The sequence below is a fragment of the Kitasatospora sp. NPDC086791 genome, assembly GCF_040685975.1.
In the GTDB taxonomy this organism is placed as follows: domain Bacteria; phylum Actinomycetota; class Actinomycetes; order Streptomycetales; family Streptomycetaceae; genus Kitasatospora.
Window position 1 is genome coordinate 397,936 of the sequence record NZ_JBFBOC010000001.1, and the last position, 20,529, is coordinate 418,464.

18 protein-coding genes are annotated in these 20,529 nt (G+C 74.0%); 6 read left to right on the forward strand and 12 right to left on the reverse strand.

Translation table 11 applies throughout. From position 1 onward, the window contains the following. Window positions 1-77 precede the first annotated feature (77 nt). The gene (locus AB0Q99_RS01530) at window positions 78-1,874 is read right to left on the reverse strand and encodes an acyl-CoA dehydrogenase (RefSeq protein ID WP_363567311.1); all 1,797 of its coding nucleotides are present in this window, start codon (window positions 1,872-1,874) and stop codon (window positions 78-80) included. 153 nt (window positions 1,875-2,027) lie between these two features. On the opposite strand from AB0Q99_RS01530, the gene AB0Q99_RS01535 reads away from it, so the two are divergent. From AB0Q99_RS01535 to AB0Q99_RS01545, 3 genes are all read left to right on the forward strand, one after another. Continuing rightward, window positions 2,028-2,606, forward strand: coding sequence for a TetR/AcrR family transcriptional regulator (locus AB0Q99_RS01535; protein WP_363567313.1), 579 nt, complete (start codon window positions 2,028-2,030; stop codon window positions 2,604-2,606). Window positions 2,607-2,906: 300 nt separating this feature from the next. Continuing rightward, window positions 2,907-3,944, forward strand: a complete 1,038-nt coding sequence (locus AB0Q99_RS01540) for an agmatine deiminase family protein (protein WP_363567315.1) — start codon at window positions 2,907-2,909, stop codon at window positions 3,942-3,944. Between the two features lie 80 nt (window positions 3,945-4,024). Continuing rightward, window positions 4,025-5,191, forward strand: coding sequence for an agmatine deiminase family protein (locus AB0Q99_RS01545; protein WP_363567317.1), 1,167 nt, complete (start codon window positions 4,025-4,027; stop codon window positions 5,189-5,191). 89 nt (window positions 5,192-5,280) lie between these two features. Here the strand turns inward: AB0Q99_RS01545 and AB0Q99_RS01550 are convergent, their stop codons facing one another. Beyond that, a complete protein-coding gene (locus tag AB0Q99_RS01550; RefSeq protein ID WP_363567319.1) occupies window positions 5,281-6,471 on the reverse strand; it encodes an agmatine deiminase family protein in 1,191 nt (396 codons plus the stop codon). 142 nt (window positions 6,472-6,613) lie between these two features. Between AB0Q99_RS01550 and AB0Q99_RS01555 the strand changes: the two genes are divergently transcribed. Beyond that, the gene (locus tag AB0Q99_RS01555) at window positions 6,614-7,252 is read left to right on the forward strand and encodes a TetR/AcrR family transcriptional regulator (protein ID WP_363567321.1); all 639 of its coding nucleotides are present in this window, start codon (window positions 6,614-6,616) and stop codon (window positions 7,250-7,252) included. A 116-nt stretch (window positions 7,253-7,368) separates the two neighbouring features. Here AB0Q99_RS01555 and AB0Q99_RS01560 read toward each other — a convergent pair whose 3' ends face one another. The 9 genes from AB0Q99_RS01560 to AB0Q99_RS01600 all read right to left on the reverse strand — a co-directional run bounded on the left by AB0Q99_RS01560 (window position 7,369) and on the right by AB0Q99_RS01600 (window position 17,296). Then, window positions 7,369-8,250 carry a DUF4436 family protein gene (locus AB0Q99_RS01560; protein WP_363567322.1) on the reverse strand — a complete coding sequence of 294 codons (882 nt, stop codon included), beginning with the start codon at window positions 8,248-8,250 and terminating at the stop codon, window positions 7,369-7,371. Between the two features lie 11 nt (window positions 8,251-8,261). Continuing rightward, window positions 8,262-9,464: an agmatine deiminase family protein gene (locus AB0Q99_RS01565; protein ID WP_363567324.1), complete on the reverse strand. Its 1,203-nt coding sequence runs from the start codon at window positions 9,462-9,464 to the stop codon at window positions 8,262-8,264. A gap of 206 nt (window positions 9,465-9,670) precedes the next feature. Continuing rightward, on the reverse strand, window positions 9,671-10,468 hold the full coding sequence (locus tag AB0Q99_RS01570) for an ATP-binding cassette domain-containing protein (RefSeq protein WP_363567326.1): 798 nt from the start codon (window positions 10,466-10,468) through the stop codon (window positions 9,671-9,673). After that, entirely contained in the window at window positions 10,461-11,489 is a 1,029-nt protein-coding gene (locus AB0Q99_RS01575) for an ABC transporter ATP-binding protein (protein WP_363567327.1), read from the reverse strand. Before AB0Q99_RS01575 ends, AB0Q99_RS01570 begins: the two co-directional genes overlap by 8 nt. Then, the gene (locus AB0Q99_RS01580; RefSeq protein WP_363567329.1) at window positions 11,486-12,340 is read right to left on the reverse strand and encodes an ABC transporter permease; all 855 of its coding nucleotides are present in this window, start codon (window positions 12,338-12,340) and stop codon (window positions 11,486-11,488) included. The genes AB0Q99_RS01575 and AB0Q99_RS01580 overlap by 4 nt, the downstream gene beginning before the upstream one ends. Then, the gene (locus tag AB0Q99_RS01585; RefSeq protein ID WP_363567331.1) at window positions 12,337-13,296 is read right to left on the reverse strand and encodes an ABC transporter permease; all 960 of its coding nucleotides are present in this window, start codon (window positions 13,294-13,296) and stop codon (window positions 12,337-12,339) included. Before AB0Q99_RS01585 ends, AB0Q99_RS01580 begins: the two co-directional genes overlap by 4 nt. Further along, window positions 13,293-14,942, reverse strand: a complete 1,650-nt coding sequence (locus AB0Q99_RS01590; RefSeq protein ID WP_363567333.1) for an ABC transporter substrate-binding protein — start codon at window positions 14,940-14,942, stop codon at window positions 13,293-13,295. Before AB0Q99_RS01590 ends, AB0Q99_RS01585 begins: the two co-directional genes overlap by 4 nt. A gap of 32 nt (window positions 14,943-14,974) precedes the next feature. Further along, window positions 14,975-15,979, reverse strand: a complete 1,005-nt coding sequence (locus tag AB0Q99_RS01595; RefSeq protein WP_363567335.1) for an agmatine deiminase family protein — start codon at window positions 15,977-15,979, stop codon at window positions 14,975-14,977. 132 nt (window positions 15,980-16,111) lie between these two features. After that, window positions 16,112-17,296: an agmatine deiminase family protein gene (locus AB0Q99_RS01600; protein ID WP_363567337.1), complete on the reverse strand. Its 1,185-nt coding sequence runs from the start codon at window positions 17,294-17,296 to the stop codon at window positions 16,112-16,114. Between the two features lie 159 nt (window positions 17,297-17,455). Here AB0Q99_RS01600 and AB0Q99_RS01605 point away from each other — a divergent pair, with 159 nt between their 5' ends. Together AB0Q99_RS01605 and AB0Q99_RS01610 are read left to right on the forward strand one after the other, a co-directional pair. Continuing rightward, window positions 17,456-18,028: a TetR/AcrR family transcriptional regulator gene (locus AB0Q99_RS01605; protein ID WP_363567339.1), complete on the forward strand. Its 573-nt coding sequence runs from the start codon at window positions 17,456-17,458 to the stop codon at window positions 18,026-18,028. A 167-nt stretch (window positions 18,029-18,195) separates the two neighbouring features. Next, complete coding sequence (locus tag AB0Q99_RS01610; protein ID WP_363567341.1) at window positions 18,196-19,986, forward strand: serine/threonine-protein kinase; 1,791 nt, start codon at window positions 18,196-18,198, stop codon at window positions 19,984-19,986. Window positions 19,987-20,102: 116 nt separating this feature from the next. Here the strand turns inward: AB0Q99_RS01610 and tatA are convergent, their stop codons facing one another. After that, window positions 20,103-20,363, reverse strand: coding sequence for a Sec-independent protein translocase subunit TatA (gene tatA, locus AB0Q99_RS01615; RefSeq protein ID WP_363567342.1), 261 nt, complete (start codon window positions 20,361-20,363; stop codon window positions 20,103-20,105). Window positions 20,364-20,529 lie beyond the last annotated feature (166 nt).

The following is a 20,529-nucleotide window of genomic DNA, read 5'->3' on the forward strand; positions in this document are numbered from 1 at the left end:
CGGCACCGGCCGCGCCGTGACGGGCCGCACGCCGGTACGGCCCGCCCCGGCGGGGACAGGCCGAACGCGCGGGACCGTCAGAACCACTCGGGGCGGCACTCCGCCGCCGTCCGGTCGAGGCTGTCCAGCAGGTCGAACTGCGGCCCGGTGCGCGGCAGTTCGACCCGGAAGAAGTACCGGGCGGCCTGCCGCTTCCCGGCCCGGAAGGCGTCCGCGCCCTCGCCCAGCGCGAGGAACTGCTCCAGCCAGATCCAGGCCAGCACCACGTGGCCGACGGCCTCCAGGTAGACGGAGGCGTTGGCCAGCGCGGTCGCCGGGTCCCCGGTCGCCCACAGCGCGGCGGTGGTCCGCCCGATCCGGGCCGCGGCGGCGTCCAGCCGGGCGGCGAGCCCGGCCGCCTCGCCGCCGGCCGCCGCGGCCCGCGCGGTGGTCGCCGCGAGGGTGTCGAGGAGCAGGCGCAGCCCCGCGCCGCCGGCCATCACCACCTTGCGGCCGAGCAGGTCGAGGCCGTGGATGCCGTGCGTGCCCTCGTGGATGGGGTTGAGCCGGTTGTCCCGGTAGAACTGCTCGACGTCGTACTCGCGGGTGTAGCCGTAGCCGCCGTGCACCTGGATGGCGAGGTCGTTGGCGGCCAGGCACCACTGCGACGGCCAGCTCTTGGCGATCGGCGTGAGGACGTCCAGCAGCAGCTTCGCCCGGGCCCGGTCCTCGGGCGTGGCGCCGGTGGCCTCCTCGTCGAGCAGCCGGCTGCAGTACAGGCCGAGGGCGAGCGCGCCCTCCACGTAGCTCTTCTGCGCCAGCAGCATCCGGCGGACGTCCGGGTGCTCGATGATCGGCACCTGCGGGGCGTTCGGGTCCTTGGCCCCGAGCGGACGGCCCTGCGGGCGGGTGCGGGCGTAGTCGAGGGCGTGCAGGTAGCCGGTGTAACCGAGCGCGGTGGCGCCCTGGCCGACGCCGATCCGGGCCTCGTTCATCATGTGGAACATGTACGCGAGCCCGTGGTGGGCCTCGCCGACCAGGTGACCGACCGCGCCCGGGGCGCCGCCGGGGGTGTGCCGGCCCTCGCCGAAGTTGAGCAGGGTGTTGGTGGTGCCGCGGTAGCCCATCTTGTGGTTGAGGCCGGCGAGCACCACGTCGTTGCGCTCCCCGAGCGCGCCGTCCGGTCCGACCAGGAACTTGGGCACGATGAACAGCGAGATGCCCTTCACGCCCGCCGGGCCGCCGGGGATCCGGGCCAGCACCAGGTGGACGATGTTCTCGCTGAGCTCGTGGTCGCCGCCGGAGATCCACATCTTGGTGCCGGAGATCCGGTACGTGCCGTCGGCCGCCGGCACCGCCCGGGTGGTGAGGTCGGCGAGCGAGGATCCGGCCTGCGGCTCGGAGAGGCACATGGTGCCGAAGAACCGGCCCTCGACCATCGGCCGCACGTAGGTGTCGATCTGCTCCCGGCTGCCGTGCGCCAGCAGCAGGTTGGCGTTGCCGACGGTGAGCAGCGGATAGGAGGCGGTGGCGATGTTGGCGGCCTGGAACCAGGCCCGGCAGGCGTTGGCGACCACGACGGGCAGCTGCTGGCCGCCGAGGTCGTGGTCCATCGAGGCGCCGACCAGGCCGGCCTCGGCATAGACCCGCAGGGCCCGGCCGATCTCCGGGATGAGGTGGACCCGCTCGCCGTCGAAGCGGGGTTCCTCGGCGTCGCCCTTCTTGTTGTGCGGGGCGAAGTGCCGGGTGGCGATGGACTCGCTGAGGTCCAGCACCGCGTCGAAGGTGTCCCGGTCGTGGTCGGCGTAGCGGGGGCGACGGGTCAGGGCGGTGACGTCCAGCCAGTCGTGCAGCAGGAAGTCGAGGTCACGGCGGGAGAGCAGCAGGGAGTCCAAGGCCGGGCATCCGATCGGGAGGGGTCGGGGGCGACGTGCGAGCAGCCGGGACCTTCCCGCCCGCCGCAGCACCGACACGCCGACCCGGTGGCTGACCTGTTTCTCAGACCGCGGTTCCGATCTTGCCGGTACGCACCGGTAAGGTGGTGGACCGTGGCCAGTCGTAAAACGTCGATCCTGGAAGCCGCGGCACGGGTGATCGCCCGCCGCGGGGTGCGCGGGCTGCGGGTGGAGGAACTCGCGGCCGAGGCGAACGTGTCGACCGCGCTCATCTACTACCACTTCAAGGACCGCACCGGGATCCTCCGGCAGACGCTGGAGTTCATCAACGACCGGGCGGAGCGCTACACGACCGACCGCGACCCGGACGCGCCGCCGCTGACGGCGCGTGAGGAGCTGGAGCAGACCTTGCTGCTGGAGCTCCAGGACACCGTCGAGGTGCGGGAGAACAGCACCGCCTGGGGCGAGCTGCGGGCGAGCGCGGTGTTCGACGAGACCTTGCGCGAGGACCTGGCGCGGGCCACCCGGATCTGGGTGCAGGAGATCGCCGAGCTGCTCGGCGTCGTCCGGCCGATGTCCTCGGCGGTCGCGCTGGCCGGCGCGGCGGAGCGGCTGACCGCACTGCTGGAGGGGCTGAGTACCCGCTGGCTCAGCGGCAGCCTGCCGCTGGCGCACGCCCGGACGCTGATGGCGGACGCGATCGAGGCCGAGGTGGCCCGGCTCGGTTCCTGAGCTCGGCCCGACTCCCCGCAGCGGCACGGCGCCGCGCGCCGCCGCACACAGCACGGCGGAGCAGCAGGAACAGCCCGGAGTCGCCCGGTCGTCACGCTGCGCACAGCAGCCGTCAAGGACGCGTCAGGACACGCCCGCGAGTTTGACTGAACTTTCAGTCAGTGTCAGCCTGAACCCGCAGGCAGGGCGCTCCCCCGCCCGCTCCGCTCCCGTGGTGCGCCGGTGCGTCGCGGCGCGAAGAGTGGAGTCGGCGGCTCTTCGGCACCCTTCCCGGCACCGTCGCACGATCTGGAGACCCTCATGACCCACTACCGCGATGACCGTTCCGCCGAGCCCTACCCCTGGGTGCCGGCGGACGACGTCCCGCACGCGCGGACCTGGATGTCCTGGCCCTCCCGCCGGGGCGTGTGGGGGCTGCGCCTGGGCGGCGTCCAGGAGGACATCGCCCTGATCGCCCGCACGATCGCCGAGTTCGAGCCGGTGGTCATGTGCGCCCCCGACGACTGGACCGCGGGCAAGGCCCGGTCCCGGTGCGGCTCCGGGGTGGAGGTGATCACCGCGATCCCCACCGACGACCTGTGGATGCGCGACATCGCGCCGGTGTTCCGCCGGGACGGGTACGGCGGCCTGGACGCCGTGGTGCTCAACTTCAACGGCTGGGGCAACAAGCAGGTGCACCACGACGACGCCCGGGCCGCCGAGCTGATCGCCACCCGCCGCGGCCTGCGCCACTCCTACGCGGACTTCGTCGGCGAGGGCGGGGCGATCGAGACCGACGGCGACGGCACCGTGATGGCCACCGAGAGCAGCCTGGTCAACAAGAACCGCAACCGCGGGATGAGCCGGGACGAGATCGAGGAGGCCGTCCTGGAGGCCTACGGCGCGGACCGGATGATCTGGCTGCCCGGCATCAAGGGCCGGGACATCACCGACGACCACGTGGACGTCACCTCCCGGTTCGTCCGCCCCGGTGTGGTGATGGTGCAGCTGCCGCCGGCGGACCGCGACGACGCCTGGGCGCGGGACGCCCGCGAGCAGTTCGCGATCCTGTCCGCCGCCACCGACGCCCGCGGCCGCCGGCTGCAGGTCGTCCCCGTGCACGGCCCGGACACCGTCCGCTCCCGCAGCTCCGCGTTCGTGGACTCCTACCTCAACTTCCACGTCGTCAACGGCGGTGTCATCACCGCCCGGTTCGGCGACGCCTACAAGGACGCCGCCGCCAGGGACGCGCTCGCCGCGGCCTTCCCCGGCCGCGAGGTGGTGCAGATCGACGTCGACCGCCTGATGGCCGGAGGCGGCGGCATCCACTGCTCGACCATGCACGAGCCGCTGCCGTAGCCACCGGCCGACCTCCCGCACACGCCCGTCCCACCTCGCACGCCACGCCCACCGCCCGGACCCACCGCTGGAGTTCCCGTATGACCAACGCCCTGCCCCGCCGCACCCTGATGCGTTCCCTCGCCGGTGTCGGCCTCGGTGTCGGCGCCCTCACCCTCGGCCTCACCGCCTGCGACCCCACCGGCGTCGAGGACGTCGACGGCGCCGCGCCGCCGTCCCAGGAGCCCGGCGGCACCCCCGGGGTGCGCCGGTTCGGGGCCGAGTGGGACAAGCACCTGCGCACGGTGATGTCCTGGCCCGCCTCCGAGAGCATCTGGGGCGACCAGCTCGCGGACGTCCGCCGGGACGTCGCGGGCCTGGCCCAGGCCATCGCCGCCCGCGAGCCGGTCGTCCTGATGGCCCGCCCGGAGCAGCAGGACGCCGCCCGGAAGGCCTGCGGCTCGGCCGTCGAGGTCGTGCCGATCGCCGTCGACGACCTGTGGGCCCGGGACACCCTGCCGGTGTTCGTGGAGGAGGGCGGCACGGTCAAGGGCGTCGACTTCAACTTCAACGGCTGGGGCGGCAAGCAGCAGCGCGGCAACGACTCCAAGGTCGCCCGGGCGGTGCTGGCCACGTACGGCGTCGAGCGGATCGAGACCCGGCTGGTCGCCGAGGGCGGCTCCTTCGAGACCGACGGCCAGGGCACCCTGCTGGTGACCGAGAGCTCCGTCGTCAACGACAACCGCAACCCGGGCATGAGCCGGGACCAGGTCGAGGCCGAGCTGAAGAAGCTGCTCGGCGTGACCAAGGTGATCTGGCTGGCGGGCGTCAAGGGCAAGGACATCACCGACGCCCACGTCGACTGCCTGACCCGCTTCGCCGCCCCCGGCGTCGTCCTCCTGGACCGTGCCTTCCCCGGCACCCCGCCGGACGTCTGGTCCCGCTCGGCCGACCAGGCCCGCACCGTGCTGAAGGAGGCCACCGACGCGACGGGCAGGAAGCTGCAGGTGGTGGAGCTCCAGCAGCCCGACCCGGACAGGATCACCGGGCGCGGTGACGCCTTCGTCTCCTCCTACATGAACTTCTACCTCGGCACCAAGGGCGTCTACCTGCCGAAGTTCGGCGACGCCAGGGCCGACGAGCGGGCGCAGCAGACCATGAAGCAGTACTTCCCCGGCCGCGAGATCGTCCCGGTGAAGATCGACGCGATCGCGGCCGGCGGCGGTGGCATCCACTGCGCCACGCACGACGTCCCCGCCCTCGGCTGACCGGACGGGCCGGCCCCCGGGAGCGTCCCGGGGGCCGGCCGCCGCCGGGGCCGGGTCCGGTCGGCGGACCGGACCCGGCCCCGGCGGATTCACCCGGCGGGCTGCTGCTGGGTGACGCAGTGGATGCCGCCGCCGCCCGCGCCGAGGTAGTCGATGTTCAGCTGTTCGACGGTGCGGCCGGGGAACAGCCGGGCGAGGGCGGCCCTGGCGGCGGCGTCGGCCCGGGTGTCGCCGAACTGCGCGGAGATCACCGCGTTGTTGCACAGGTAGTAGTTGGCGTAGGAGCCGACGAAGTTGGGGTCGGTCGAGCGGATGAGGGTGTAGTCGGGCCCCTGGATGCGGCTGACCGTGAACGGGGTGCCCTCGGCGCTGGTGGAGGTGGTCAGGGTCCGGTACTGCTGGCGCTCGTCCTGGGACCAGGCGTCGGTGTCGCTCGCCAGGGGCATCTGGACCGTCGCGGTGCCCGCGCCGACGAAGCGGGACGTGGCGTCCACGTGGTCGTCGGTGATGTCCTGGCCCGCGATGCCGGGGAACCAGATCACCTTGGTGGCGCCGAAGGCGGCGCACAGCGCGCTCTCGATCGCGGCCTGGGACATGCCGGGGTTGCGGTTGGCGTTGATGATGCTGCTGCGGGTGGCCATCAGCGTCCCCGCGGCGTCGGTCTCGACGGCGCCGCCCTCGGCGACCAGCCCGGCCGCGGTGAACGGCAGGCCGAGGTAGGCGGCGACGCGCTGGGCGACCAGGGCGTCGTTGCCGTGCGGGTTCTGGTGGTTGCCCCAGCCGTTGAAGTTGAGGCCGACGGTGTCGAGGCCGCCCGCGCCGTCGGTGCGGAAGACCGGGCCGGTGTCGCGCATCCAGCAGTCGTCGACCGGGATGTCCCCGATGACGGTGACGGCCGAGCCGCACATCGAGCGCGCCTTGGCGACACTGGCCGGGTTGGCGCACATGGTCACCGGCTCGTACGTCGCGATGGTCTTGGCGATCAGCGCGATGTTCGACTGGACGCCGCCGAGCTTGGTCCGCCAGATGCCGCTGTTGTCCGGCCAGGCCATCCAGGTCCGGGTGTGCCGGACGGTGTCCAGCGGCACGCGGTAGCCGGTGGCGGCGGCGACGGCCGGGCCGGCGGTGCCGCCGCGGGGTCGCACCGCCCGCGCCTGCGCCGGCCCGCCGGCCACGGCGGTCAGCGCGGTGCCGGCCACGGTGAGCCCGGCGGCCGCCAGGAACCGGCGCCGGTCGAGCCCGCCGTCGAACGCCGGCCGGGGTCTGGAGCTCTCCTCCATCATTGCCTCCACGTCAAAGTCCGCTGCTGGTGCAGCAGTTGACCGAAAAGGTAAAACTGGCCAAGCGCTCGGTCAATACTTTGCGCAGCTATCGGTGCCGATGCGCCCCTGCCGCGCTCCCGCAGTCGTTACAGTGGCGGCCATGGCGACACAGGCGACGGGCGCAGCCCCGCGAACGGCCCCCGGATCCGGCGGCACCGGCCGGGCGCGCGCTTCCGCCAAGGGCGAGCAGACCAGGGCCCGGCTGATCGCCGCGGCCCGCACCCTGCTCGCGGGCGACGGCGCCGGGCGGTTCACCACCCGCAACGTGGCCGCGCTGTGCGGGGTTTCGCACGGGATGTGCCACTACCACTTCGCGGACCGCACCGACCTGATCGTCGCGGTCGTGGCGGACATCCGGCCCGAGTGGATCACCCCGCTGGAGGAGGCCGTCGCCGGCCCGGGCGGCTACGCCGAGCGCGCCGACCGGGTGCTGGCGCTGCTCACCCGGCCCGAGAGCCCCGACCTGGCCCGGCTGCACGCGGCCCTGCACTGGCTCGCCCTCAACGACGAGCGCGTCCGCGCGGGCCTGGAGGCCGAGTACGCGCGGTGGCGCTCCGCCTTCGTGCGCCTGTTCCGCTGCCTGGTCGAGGAGCGCGGCGGCGACGCCGACCCGGTCCCGCTCGGCGAGGCCTTCGCCGCCGCCGTGGACGGCCTCGCCGCCATCGGCTCGCTCGACGGGACGGTGGACGCCGGGCGGGTGCTGCGGACCCTGCTGGACTCGCTGTCCGCCACCGCCTGACCCGACCCGCCCTGAGCTGACCCGACCTGACCCGACCTGAGCTGAGCTGACCCGACCTGAGCTGACCCGCCACACCCCCACCTGACCCGTGACCCGACCGGCCGGGGCACCTCCCGTCACGGACCGGGACCGGCCGCGGCCGCAGCGGCCTCCGCGGCCTCCGCGCGCTTGCGGCGCTCGACCCGGGCGCCGGCCGCGACGGTGAAGGTGAGGCACGCCGCGATGATGCCCTCGGCCCAGAAGAAGGCCAGGTAGTCGATCAGCGACCCGATCGGCGGCGACCCGGGCGCGGCGTTGCGCATGCCGATGAGCGCGAACAGGGTCGCGGCCATCCACCCGAGCGAGGGCCAGACCATCCCCTGCCGTCCCCGGTGGAGCACCTCGGCCCCGGCCGCGACCGCCAGGGCGAGCGCCCACATGGCCGCGATCATGAACCAGGCCAGGATGAAGGTGCTGCGCGCCCTGGTGACCGTGCCCTCCAGGACGATCGCCCCGGAGGGGCTCGGGGTGCTGGTCGGGTGGACCACGAAGAACGGGTCGGCGTTCACGACGACCAGGCCGACCGGGACGCCGCCCGCGCTGTCCGAGGCCGCGAACGACAGCGCGAAGTGGTGGCGGTCGAAGGGGTAGTCGGTCAGGGTGCCGCTGTAGAAGTCGGCCTGGACGGCCTGGGGCGTCGCGGCCTCCCCCGGCGCCGCCCGCAGCTCGGTGCGGGTCGCCGCCTGGACGGTGATCACGACCTGCCGGGTGAAGGCGGAGGAGTCCGGCCCCACGGCGAGCCCGCCGTGCGGGACCGCCACCACGAAGACGGTGAGGTTGCCCGTCCCGGGGTCGATCTCCTGGGAGGTGACGTCCAGTTCGATCCAGTCACCGGCGCTCGGCAGGGCCAGCTCGTGCGGCTGCTGCCGGGTGTTGCGCTCGTTCAGGTACAGCGCGACGCCGACCGAGCACAGGACCGCCACGATCAGCAGGGCGAGGAGGAAACGGTTGCCGCGCAACCTCGGCGCGCTCACGATCCGGTGACCGGCTGCTGCTGGGTGGCGCAGTGGATGCCGCCGCCGCCCGCGGCGATGTGGTTGATGTCGATCCGGGTGACCCGGCGGCCCGGGTGGAGGTCGCCGATGATGCCGGCCGCCCGGTCGTCGGCGGCCTGGTCGCCGAAGCGCGGGACGATGACGCCGCCGTTGCAGACGTAGTAGTTGAGGTAGGTGGCGAGGAAGTTCTTGCCGGCGCCCGGGATCAGGTCGAGGTCGGGCTCGGGGAGGTCGACCACCGTGAGCGCGCGGCCCTTGGCGTCGGTCGCGGACGCGAGCACCCGCACCGCCTGCGCGGAGGCGGTGGTCCAGACGTCCGGCGGGGTGCCGGCGGCGGGGCGGTGCAGGACGACGGTGCCGGGCTCGGCGAAGCGGGCGAGGGCGTCGATGTGGCAGTCGGTGATGTCCTGCCCGGCGACGCCCTGGAACCAGATCACCTTCTCGACGCCGAGCAGTTCCTTGAAGCTCGCCTCGATCCGGTCGCGGGAGATGCCGGGGTTGCGGTTGTCGTTGACCCAGGAGCTCTCGGTGGCCATCAGCGTGCCCTCGCCGTCCACCTCGATGCCGCCGCCCTCGCCGGTGATCGGCGCCTGGATCCGGGGGATGCCGTAGTGGGCGAGGACGTTGCGGGCGACCTGGCTGTCGTTGGCGTGGGTCTGTTTGCCGCCCCAGCCGTTGAAGTTGAAGTCGATCCCGGCGAGCCCCTGCGGGCCGGTGACGAAGGTCGGCCCGGTGTCCCGGGCCCACAGGTCGTCGACCATCAGGTCGAGCACCTCGACCGAGGAGCCGCAGGCCTGCCGGGCCTGGTCGGCCTGGTCGGGGCGGGCCAGCAGGACGACCGGCTCGAAGTCCGCGACGGCCCGGGCCAGGCCCGCGATGTCCTGGCGGACGCCGGGCAGTTGGTCGCCCCACACCTCCTCCAGCGCGGGCCACGCCATGAAGGTGCGGGTGTGCGGGGCGGACTCGGCGGGCATCGCCCGGCCGCCGGCCTGCGGGCCGCCGGACGTCTGGCCGCCGGCCGTCGGGCTGCCGGACGGCACCGCGCCCGAGGCGGCGGCACCGGTACCGGGCTGCTCCGGTGCTCCGCCGTCGGAGGAGCAGCCGCCGGCCAGGGCCAGGGCGGCGAGCGCGGCCCCGGACCGCAGGAGCGAGCGGCGGGACGGCCGGGGGTGAGCCATGGGGCCTCGTTCCGGTTGGTGTCGGGTTCGGCTCCGCAGGCTACTGACAGGACGGTCAGGATCCGGCGCGGCAGGGCTCCGCCGTTCGGGGGACAGCCCTCCCCGGGGGCCGGGGCCCCGGTGCCCGGCTCCCGTTCGCGCTGCGGCCGGCGCCGCCCGGTCGCCCCGGACCGGCAGGTCCCACCGCCTGCCGGTCCGGGGCCGTCCTACAGGGCGCGGCGCGCGGCGGCGATCCGCTCGGGATCCCAGCCGGGCCGCGGGACGGACTCCAACAGCAGCCGGGTGTAGGCGTGTTGCGGGGCGTCGAGGACCTGCGAGGTGGGGCCGGACTCGACGATCCGGCCGTGGCGCATCACGATCACCTCGTCGGTCACGCAGCGGACCACGCCGAGGTCGTGGGTGATGAACAGGTAGCCGACGCCGGTCCGTTCGCGGATGTCGGCGAGCAGGTTGAGGACCTGCGCCTGGACCGAGACGTCCAGCGCGGCGACCGCCTCGTCCAGCACCAGTACGTCCGGCTCGACGGCCAACGCCCTTGCGATGGCGACGCGTTGGCGCTGGCCGCCGGAGAGCTGCCGGGGCAGCGCCTCCGCCGCCCGGGTGCCGAGGCCGACCTGGTCGAGGAGTTCCCGGATCCGGGCCGCGTGGTCGGTGCCGGGGAAGTGCAGCCGCAGGGTCTCCCGCAGGACGGCCTCGACGCTGGTGCGCGGGTCCAGGGAGAGGTACGGGTCCTGGAAGACCATCTGCACCTCGCGGGCGCGGGCCAGCCGTTCGGCCCTCCCCCGGGCCCGCCCGGTCCGGGCCCGGCCACGGACCGACACCTCGCCGGCGTCGGCCTGTTCGAGGCCGACCACGATCCGGGCGGTGGTGGTCTTGCCGGAGCCGGACTCGCCGACGATGCCGAGCGAGCCGCCGGCCGGGAGGGTGAACGAGACCTCGTCCACGGCCCGTACGCTGCCGAAGCTGCGGCACAGCCCGTTGACCTGCAGGACGGCCTCAGTCATCGGCGCGGCTCCCTTCGAGCGGGTGGTGGCAGGCGACCGGGCCCGGCGCGGGGGCCTCCGTGCGGCACGGCTCGGTGGCGTACCGGCAGCGGGCGGCGAACGCGCAGCCGGGCAACTCCTGCCGCAGATCCGGCGGTTGGCCGTCGATGGCGGCGAGCCGGCCGCGCCCGGCGTCCAGCCGGGGAGTGGCGGCGAGCAGCGCGGCGGTGTAGGGGTGGCGGGGCCGTTCGAACAGCGCCTCGGCAGGCCCGTGCTCGACGATCCGCCCGGCGTACATGACGTGCACCCGGTCGCTGATGGCGGCGGCGAGCCCGAGGTCGTGGGTGACGAACAGCAGGCCGGTGCCGAAGCGTTCGCGCAGCCGGTCGAGGAGCGCGACCACCTCGGCCTGGCTGGTGACGTCGAGCGCGGTGGTCGGCTCGTCGGCGAGCAGCAGGACCGGGTCACCCATCAGCGCGGCGGCGATCATGACGCGCTGGAGCATCCCGCCGGACAGCCGGCCGGGGTGGCGGCGCAGCAGCTCCGGGCCGAGGCCGACGGCGTCGAGCAGTTCGGCCGCGCGCCGGTCGGCGTCGGCCGCGCCCATGACACCGGTACGGCGGACGCCCTCGGTCAGGAAGTCGCCGACGCGGCGCAGCGGGTTGATGGCGGCCCGGGGGTCCTGGAAGATCATCGCGGCCCGGCCGGTGCGCAGCGCGCGCAGCCGCTCGGGGCCCATGGTCAGGACGTCCTCGCCGTCGACCAGGACGCTGCCCTCGGCGGTGGCGCCGGTCGGCAGCAGGCCGAGGGCGGTGCGCGAGGTGAGGGTCTTGCCGGAGCCCGACTCGCCGACCAGGGCGACGGTCTCGCCGGGGGCGACGGTGAGGTCGACCCCGTCGAGGACGGGCCGGGCGGCGCCGGGCAGGTGGAGCCGCAGGCCCCTGATGTCGAGCGCGTTCACCCGCGCCCCGGGGTCCTCGGGGTTGACGCGCGCCTCGGGGTTCACGGAGTCCTCGGGATTCATCTGCTCCCCCGGGTTCATGGGGTCCTCCGGGCGACGCGGTCGGCCCAGCGCTCGCCGACCACGTTGAAGGCGACGACGGTGAGCACGATGAGGACGCACGGCAGGATCGCGGACAGCGGGTAGCCGTGCTGGATCGCGGTCTGGCCGTCGAAGACCATCCGCCCCCAGTCGGGGGTGAGCGCGGGGACGCCGAGTCCGAGGAAGGACAGGCCGGCCAGGTCCATGAGGGCGTATCCGAAGTTGATGGTGGACTGGGCGAGGACGATCGGGGCGATGTTGGGCAGGACGTGCCGCAGGCAGATCTGCCCGGCGGAGTGCCCCTGGACCCGGTAGGCGCTGACGTACGGCCGTTCGCGTTCGGCCAGCACCAGGGAGCGGGTCAGCCGCGAGACGTACGGCAGGTAGGCGATCGCGAGGGCGAGGACGGGGGCGAGCAGGCCCTCCCCGTACACCGAGACGATCAGGATGGCGAGCAGCATGCCGGGGAAGGCGAAGACCAGCTCGGTGCTGCGGGACAGCACGGAGTCGAGCCAGCCGCCGCGCCAGCCGGCGACCAGGCCGACCAGCACGCCCGCGACGGTGGAGAAGACGACCACGCCGAGCGGGCCGAGCAGGGAGGTGCGGGCGCCGAGCAGCAGCCGGGAGAGGGTGTCGCGGCCGGCCGCGTCGACGCCGAGCAGGTGGTCCGGCGAGGGGCCGGCGAGGGCGTTGCCGAGGTCGACGGCGTTCGGGTCGGCCGGCGCCACCCAGGGGGCGAGCAGGGCGGCGAGCACGACCAGGGCGACGATGCCGAGGCAGGCCAGGTGGAGCGGGGCGCGGGCGGCCTTGAGGCGGCCGAGGCCGGGCCGTCGGGTGAGGGCGACACTCATGCGTCGGACCTCCTGGTGCCGAGGGTGACCCGGGGATCGACCAGCGGGTGCAGCAGGTCGACCACCAGGTTCACGGTCATGAACAGGGCCACGATCAGCAGCGAGATGGCCTGGACGGTCGGGAAGTCCTTGGTGGTGGTGGACAGTTCGAGGAGCTGGCCGATACCGCCGATGCTGAACGCGGACTCCACCAGGATCGTGCAGACCAGCAGGGTGGAGACGATCAGGCCGCCGGTGGTCAGGACGGTGCCCAGCGAGTTGCGGAACACGTGGCGGCGGATCACCTCGTGCTCGGGCACACCGCGGCTGCGGGCCACGGCGACGTGTTCGCCCTCCAGAGCCTCCAGCATCGCCGAGCGGGTGACCCGGGCGAGCATCCCGATCAGGTACAGCGCGAGGGCGATCGACGGCAGGGTGAGGTGCCACAGCAGGTCGGCGAAGCCGTCGCCGGTGCCGCTGGTCGGGAACCAGCCCAGCGTGACCGCGAACAGACCCTGCAGCAGGACCGCCGCGACGAAGGACGGGGTGCCGACCGCGAGCGTGGTGGAGAGCAGGATCGCCGAGTCGGTCGCGCCGCCGCGCACCGCGCCGATCCAGCCCAGGGCCAGGCCGATCAGGACGACCACGACCAGGGCCATGGCGACCAGCGTCAGGGTGGCGGGCAGCCGGTCGGCGAGCAGGGTGGACACGTCGGTGCGGTAGGTGATCGAGCGCCCGAAGTCGCCCTGAAGCACCTGGCCCAGCCAGCGGAAGTACCGGACCAGGAAGGGGTCGTCGAGGTGGTACTGGTCGTTGATCGCCCGCAGGGCGGCCGGCGAGGCCGACCGGCCGGACAGCAGGAAGCTCGCCGGGCTGCCCGGCGCGAGGTACATCGCGCCGAACACCACGAAGGACGCGCCGAGCAGGGTGGCGGCCATCTCGGCCAGCCGCCGGACGGCGAATCTCAGGAAGTTCACCGTGCGGCTCCCACGTCGGCGGCCCACGGGTAGTACATGTACGAGATGGTGGTGGGGGCGCCGGTGATGCGCTTGTTGAGGAAGACGGCGGTGGGCCACTCGGCGACCGGGAGCCACAGCAGCTGCTCGGAGGCGGTCCGCTGGAGCTTCGCCTCGATCGCGGCGCGCTTGGCCGGGTCGTACTCGGCGGTGGCCTGGTCGACCAGTGCGTCGTAGGCCGGGTCACTGTAGCCGGCGAAGTTCTGGTAGGCCCCGGTCCTGAAGTTGGTGAGCAGGTCGAGCGGGTCGGTGACCGAGTCGTAGTAGGTCTCGGGGAACATGTCCAGGCCTTCGCGGGCCTTGGGGTCGGTGAACAGCGCGGTGAAGGCGTTCGGGGCGATCGTCCTCAGCTGGACGTTCAGGCCGATCCTGGCACCGGCGGCCTGGACGGCGGTGGCGAGCAGCGAGACGTCCTGGCCGATGGTGCTGGTGGCGACGGTGAGCGTTCTGCCCTCGGCGCCGGCCTCCTTGACCAGGGCCTTGGCCCGGTCCAGGTCCTGGGCGGTCGGGGTGAGGTGGTCGAAGGCCGCCTTCCGGACGTCCTCGGGGGCGCCGGCCCAGGCGGCCCGGGTGGTGAGCGAGCCGGTGACGGTGCCGGCTCCGGCGAGGCCCGTCTTGACGAAGCCGGAGCGGTCGAGCGCCAGGGACAGGGCCTGGCGGACCCGGAGGTCGCCGAGCGGGCCCTGCATGCTGGTGACGTTGAGGTTGACGGTGCTCAGGCCCTCGCCGAAGTAGAGCGTGCCCGCGCCGCTCCTGCGCAGCCGGTCGTAGCTCTCGGTCGGGATCAGGTAGCCGCCGTCGACGTCGCCGGTGAGCATCGCGTTGGTGCGGGCGGACGGGTCGGTGAGGAAGCTGAAGACGACCTTCCTGGCCTTGGCCTTGGCGCCCCAGTAGTCGTCGAAGCGCTGGAGCTCGATCGACTGGCCCTTCGCCCAGGCGCCGAGCTTGAACGGGCCGGTGCAGTCGAGGCTGCCGCCGGTGCCGTAGTCCTTGCCGGCCGCCTCCACCCCGGCCCGGGCGGCGACCACGCCGGCGGCGGTGGCCATGTACTGCGGGAACTGGGAGTCCGGCTGCTTGAGCTTGACGGTGACCTGGAGCGGCCCGGTCTTGCCGACGGAGTCGACGTTCTGGAACACCTGGGCCCAGGCCGAGGCGTTGTCGGGGTTCGTCTGCCGGCCGAGGCTGTAGACGACGTCGTCGGCGGTCATCACCGTGCCGTCGTGGAAGTGCACGCCGGACCGCAGGTCGTAGACCCAGGTGGTGGGATCGGGGTTGGTGGCCTTCTCGGCCAGGCCGGGGGCCAGGGTGAGCCGGGGGGTCCAGCGCATCAGGCTCTCGCAGACGTTCGCGAGGACGGTGTTCTGCGGGTAGTCGAAGGCCTGGACGTAGTCGAGGGTGGGCGGCTCCGCGTAGGTGGCCCAGGTGAAGGAGTCGAGCTCGCCCTTGGCCGGCGGGGTGTCGGCGGAGAGCCGGACCGACGCCTGGTCGGAGCCGCCGCGCGGCGGGCCGGAGCAGGCGGCGACCAGGGCCGCGGCCGAGAGCAGGGCGGTGGCGAGGGCGAGCCGGCCGGGGGCGCCGGCGCGTCTCGCGGGCGCGGAGGGAGTCATGAGGGGGTGTTCTCCGTTCGCTGGCGAGGGGGTCAGGCGTGGGCGGCCGGGATCTGCTGGGTGATGCAGTGGACGCCACCGCCGCCGTAGGCGATGACCCTGGCCCGCACGCCGACGACCTTCCGGTCCGGGCAGGCGGCGGCGAGCACGGCCAGCGCACCCTCGTCCTCGGGGTGGTCGGCTACCGGCACGACGACACCGCCGTTGGCCAGGTAGAAGTTCAGGTACCCTACCTCGACGTCGCGGCCGGCGACCTCGACGAAGGCGGCCTGCGTCAGGTCGACGATCTCGAAGGGCCGGCCCTGGGCGTCGGTGGAGTGCTCCAGCACGGTGCGGTTGGCCCGCATCCGCACGTGGTCCGGGTGCTCCGGGTCGGCCGGCAGCTGCACCACGACCTTGCCGGGGGCGACGAAGGCGCAGACGCCGTCCACGTGCCCGTCGGTCTCGGTGTCCAGCGCGCCGCCGTAGGGCAGCCAGATCACCTTGGTGACGCCGAGCCGCGCCTTCAGCTCGGCCTCGATCTCCTCCCGGGTCAGCTCCGGGTTGCGGTTGGGGTGCAGCAGGCACTGCTCGGTGGTGATCAGCGTGCCCTCCCCGTCGACGGTGATCGCACCGCCTTCGAGGATCATCTCGGAGCGGATCGCCGGGTCGCCGAGGTGCTCCAGCAGCAGGCCGCTGATCCGGTCGTCGGCGTCCCAGGGGTGGTGCTTGCGGCCCCAGGCGTTGAAGCGGAAGTCCACGCCGGCCCGGCGGCCGTCCCCGTCCAGGACGAAGATCGGCGCGGAGTCGCGGAACCAGGAGTCGTCCGTCGGCAGCTCCACGACGGTGATGCCCGCGCCGCACCGGGCGCGCGCGTCCTCGCCGTGACCGGGCGGCGCCACCATGGTGACCGGCTCGAACTCGGCGATGGCGCGGGCGACCGCCGCGTACTCGCCCTGCACCTCGTCGAGGGTGTCGCCCCACAGCTCCGGGCGAACCGGCCAGGCCATCAGGCAGCCCTCGTGCTCGGTCCACTCCGCGGGCATTCGGTACGTCACGGGAAACCTCTTCTGTTCGGGTCCGGCCGGGCCGGCGCGTTCGGTGCGCCGGCCGGCCGGGAGGGAGGGTGGGTGAGCGGTGGTCCTCGGCGGCCCGTCTCCGTGGGGTTCCGGACGGGCCGCCGAGGGGTCTCAGAGGGCCGGCGGCACGGCCGGCTGGGACTGGGTGGCGCAGTGGATGCCGCCACCGCCGGAGGCGATGTTGTCGATGTTCAGCTGGACGACGTCGCGGCCGGGGAACTCGGCCTGCAGGATCGCGTAGGCCTGGCCGTCGGCGACGGCGTCGCCGAACTGCGGGACGAACACGGCGCCGTTGGCGACGTAGAAGTTGGTGTAGCTGGACAGGAAGTCCTTGCCGCGCCGGCGGGTCCTCGCCCGGTCGGGGCCGGGCAGTTCCAGGACGGTCAGCGGGCGGCCCCGGGCGTCGGTGGCGGTCCGCAGGACGTCCTTGGCCTGCTCGTAGACGTCGATCCAGATCCGGTCGGTGCCGGGGCCGGGCCGGTCGAGGATGACCCGGCCGGGCGTGGTGAAGCGCGCCAGGCAGTCGATGTGGTCGTCCGTGATGTCCTGGCCCGCCAGACCGGCCAGCCAGATCACCTTGTCCATCCCGAGCGCGCTCTTCAGGGCCTGTTCGACCTGGTCCTGGGACATCCCGGGGTTGCGGTTGGGGTTCACGAGCGAGCTGACGGTGGCCAGCAGGGTGCCCTGGCCGTCCGTCTCCAGGGCCCCGCCCTCGCCGACGAAGGGGGCCTGGACGCGGTCGACGCCGTACTCGGCGAGGAGGGCGGCCGCGACCGCGGCGTCCTCGGTGAAGCGCTGGTAGTACGGGGTGCCGGTCTTGCCCCAGCCGTTGAAGTTGGTGTCGACCCCGGCGATGGCACCCGGCGCGACCACGAAGGTCGGGCCGAAGTCGCGGATCCACAGGTCGTCGTTGGCGATCTCGACCACGGTGATGCCGTAGGAGGCGCCGGGGCCGCAGTAGTACCGCGCGTCGGCGGCCTGGCCGGGGCGGGCGACCACGACGACCGGTTCGTAGCGGGAGATCTCGTGGGCGACCCGGGCGATGTCGTCCCGGACCGCGGAGAGCTGGGTCCGCCAGATCGAGGACAGGGCCGGCCAGGCCATGAAGGTGCGGTCGTGCCGGTCGCTCTCGGCCGGCATCCGCAGCCTCGCGGGGGCGGCCGTTTCGGTGGGGGCGGCCGTTTCGGCGGTCGCGGCCCGGGCGCTCGCCGGCAGCACGGCACCGAGGGCGATCAGCGGGACGGCGGCCGCGCCGAACCGGAGCAGACCGCGGCGGGAAGGCGTGGGGGATCGCATGGGACTCCCTGAGTGACGTGGGAGGTGTGGGGGTTGCCCCGCATCCTCTACCGTACTGAAAATTCAGTCAAGCGTTTGAGGCAAAGCCAGGGCAAGTCACTGAAACGATCATCAGGAACCGCGCCTGACCAGCCGGGAAGCCCGGTAGAGTGGGCGACCATGTCGGACCGTCGGACGGAAATACTCAAGGCCGCCACCCGGGCGATCGCCCGCCGTGGCGTACGCGGGCTGCGCGTGGGCGAACTGGCCGCCGAGGCCGGGGTGTCCACCTCGCTGATCTACTACCACTTCACCGACCGGGCCGGCCTCCTGCGCCAGACGCTGGAGTTCATCAGCGACCGCGCCGACCACTACACCACCGACGAGGACGACCCCGCGCCCCGGAGCCGGGACCCCAGGGCCGACCTCGAACGGGTGCTGCTCGGGGAACTGCAGGACAGCACCGATGTCCGCGAGAACAGCACCGCCTGGGGCGAGTTGAGAGCCACCGCGGTGTTCGAGCCGAGCCTGCGCGAGGACCTGGCGCGGACCACCCACACCTGGGTGCACGACATCGCCGAGCTGCTCGCCCGGGCCGACCCGACCGGCACCGCACCCGCACACGCGGCCGCCGCCGAGCGCCTCACCACCCTCGTCGAGGGCCTCAGCGTGCGCTGGCTGAGCGGCTCGCTGCCGCTGGACCACGCGCGCCGGCTCCTGCGCGGTGCCGTCGAGACCGAACTGCGGGGCTGAACGGCCTCGGCCCGGCGGCCGGCTCCGGCCTCCGGTCGGCCCGTCACGGCTACCCTGACGGTACCTCTAAACTTCGCGATGCCGTCTGCGCCGACCAGCGCCGTGGCCGCCCGGGGGCGCCGTTCCGGCTCCCGTCCCCCTCCCTGTCCGCCGAGAGAGGCCACCGCATGTCCGCCGACCGATCCCCCTTCGCCCTGCAGCCCGTCTTCCAGGAACTCACCGCGGACGACCCGCGCGAGGTCGGCGGCCACCTGCTGTACGCCCGGCTCGGCGCCGGCGGCATGGGCCGGGTCTACCTCTCGTACACCCCCGGCGGGCGGCCGGTGGCGCTCAAGGTGGTCCGGCCCGAACTGGCCGAGGACCCCGAGTTCCGGGCCCGCTTCGCCCAGGAGGTGGCCAGCGCCCGGCGCATCCACGGGCTGTTCACCGCGCAGGTGGTCGACGCGGGCGTGGACGCCGCCACCCCGTGGCTGGCCACCACCTACGTGCCGGGCCCCTCGCTCCAGCAGGTGGTGCAGCGGTTCGGTCCGCTCCCGGAGCGGACCGTCCTGCTGCTGATGGCCGGCATCGCCGAGGCGCTGCAGGCGATCCACGCCAGCGGCGTGGTCCACCGCGACCTCAAGCCCGGCAACGTGCTGATCGCCTCCGACGGCCCCCGGGTGATCGACTTCGGCATCGCCCGCGCCGCCGACGCCAGCGCGCTCACCGGCACCGGACTGCGCATCGGCTCGCCCGCCTACATGGCGCCCGAACAGGCCATGGGCCGGGCCGCGACCCCGGCCACCGACGTGTACGCGCTGGGCGCGCTCACCGTCCACGTCGCGGGCGGCACCCCGCCCTTCGGGGACGGCCCGGACCCGGCCGCGCTCTACCGGACCGTCCACGAGGAGCCCGACCTCGGCCGGGTGCCGCCGACCCTGCACGAGCTGCTGCTGCGCTGCCTCGCCAAGCGGCCCGAGGACCGTCCGACCACCGCCGAGGTGATCGCCGCCGCCCGGAACCACCCGGCGGTCGGCGGGCACCTCCGGTTCGGCGACGACTGGCTCCCGCACCCGCTGACCAGCCAGATCACCCGGCACGCCGAGCTGCCGCAGGTGCCCGCGGAGGCCGCCGGAGCCGCCGCGCGGCCCGGCTGGGACTCGGCCCGGACGGTCCTGGCGCCGACGGCCGCGCCGACGCCGACCCTGCTCGCCCCCGGGCCCGGCTCCGCGCCCGCCTCCGTCTCCGACCCTTCCTCCGTGCCCGGCTCCGGCTCCGGCTCCGCCTCCGGGCCGCCCGGGTCGTCGACGGCCTCCCGCGCGGCCCGGCGCGAGGACGAACGGGGCCGGGGCCGCCGCCGCGCCCTCGGGCGGACCGCGCTGACCGCCGCCGTCGCCCTGACCGTCGGCGCCGCGGCGGCGGTGTTCCTGCTCGACGACCAGGAGCCGGTGGAGGCCGCGACCGCCGAGGCCCCGGTCTCCGGCTCCGCCACGCCGGTCGCCCCGAGCGCCCCGGCGACGCCCGCGGGATCACCGACGCCCACCCGCTCGGCCTCCGCCGCACCGACCGCACCGGCAGCTTCGACGCCGTCCGGGCCCGCCGCCGACTTCGCGCCGGTCTACCGCTCCGTCGAGCTGACCTCGGCGGACTCCGGCTACGAGTTCGACCTCGCCACCGGCACCGTGGTCCCGGTCGACAGCGCGACCTGGTACGTCGGCCGGGGGGAGGGCGAGTTCCTCGTCCCGGAGACCGCCGACTCCTTCATCGGCCGGGACGCCGGCCTGGGCGTGGCCGAGTGCCTCAAGGGCCTCGGCAGCCGTCCGGCCGGACGGATCCCGTTCACCGCCGTCGGGCCGCGCGGCGCCTTCTGCGTCCGGTCCGCGGACGGGCGGGACCTCGCGGTCGTCCGGGTGCTGTCGACCGCGGGCGCGGACGGCCCGGTCAGGGTCTCGGTGGACCACTACCGCCGCAACGGCTGAGCCGGCCCGCCGCGCGGACGGCCCCGCACACGGCCGAGAGCCGTCGCCCACCCGGCCGCGTGGCGGGGGACGACGGCTCTCGGCGTCGAGGGCGGTGCCCAGGTCGACGGCGCCGCTCAGTGCGGTCGGACCGGCGGCCCGTCCGGGCGGGCCTGAGCCTTCCCCGGGTCGCCCACCGGCTCGGCCGCCGCCGCGGCGGCGACGGCGGCGGCGGCGGGCCGCCCCTCCTCCCGCATCGCCGCCGTCTCGGACTTCAGGATGCGCATCGACTTCCCCAGTCCGCGCGCCGTCTCGGGCAGTTTCTTGGAGCCGAACAGCAGCACCAGGACGGCCACCATCACCAGCAGGTGCCAGGGCTCCAGACCATTGCGCAGCATCGCCGCCTCACCCGGCCTTTCATCGTCGTGACCGGGGCCGCGCGCTCGGCGGCCCGGGTCGTCTCGGGGCGTTTTGGGTGGCTTCACCGTAAAGCTTGACTGATTTTTCAGTCAATGCGAGAGTTCAGGAGTGGCGATGCCGGACCACCCCGTCCACCAGGACGGC

Excerpts from the sequence above, each read along its gene's own strand:
- AB0Q99_RS01540 (WP_363567315.1), top strand. The coding sequence starts at position 2,907 with ATGACCCACTACCGCGATGACCGTTCCGCCGAGCCCTACCCCTGGGTG.
- AB0Q99_RS01545 (WP_363567317.1), top strand. The coding sequence starts at position 4,025 with ATGACCAACGCCCTGCCCCGCCGCACCCTGATGCGTTCCCTCGCCGGT.
- AB0Q99_RS01550 (WP_363567319.1), bottom strand. The coding sequence starts at position 6,471 with ATGGAGGAGAGCTCCAGACCCCGGCCGGCGTTCGACGGCGGGCTCGAC.
- AB0Q99_RS01555 (WP_363567321.1), top strand. The coding sequence starts at position 6,614 with ATGGCGACACAGGCGACGGGCGCAGCCCCGCGAACGGCCCCCGGATCC.
- AB0Q99_RS01565 (WP_363567324.1), bottom strand. The coding sequence starts at position 9,464 with ATGGCTCACCCCCGGCCGTCCCGCCGCTCGCTCCTGCGGTCCGGGGCC.
- AB0Q99_RS01570 (WP_363567326.1), bottom strand. The coding sequence starts at position 10,468 with ATGACTGAGGCCGTCCTGCAGGTCAACGGGCTGTGCCGCAGCTTCGGC.
- AB0Q99_RS01575 (WP_363567327.1), bottom strand. The coding sequence starts at position 11,489 with ATGAACCCGGGGGAGCAGATGAATCCCGAGGACTCCGTGAACCCCGAG.
- AB0Q99_RS01580 (WP_363567329.1), bottom strand. The coding sequence starts at position 12,340 with ATGAGTGTCGCCCTCACCCGACGGCCCGGCCTCGGCCGCCTCAAGGCC.
- AB0Q99_RS01590 (WP_363567333.1), bottom strand. The coding sequence starts at position 14,942 with ATGACTCCCTCCGCGCCCGCGAGACGCGCCGGCGCCCCCGGCCGGCTC.
- AB0Q99_RS01600 (WP_363567337.1), bottom strand. The coding sequence starts at position 17,296 with ATGCGATCCCCCACGCCTTCCCGCCGCGGTCTGCTCCGGTTCGGCGCG.
- AB0Q99_RS01605 (WP_363567339.1), top strand. The coding sequence starts at position 17,456 with ATGTCGGACCGTCGGACGGAAATACTCAAGGCCGCCACCCGGGCGATC.
- AB0Q99_RS01610 (WP_363567341.1), top strand. The coding sequence starts at position 18,196 with ATGTCCGCCGACCGATCCCCCTTCGCCCTGCAGCCCGTCTTCCAGGAA.
- tatA (WP_363567342.1), bottom strand. The coding sequence starts at position 20,363 with ATGCTGCGCAATGGTCTGGAGCCCTGGCACCTGCTGGTGATGGTGGCC.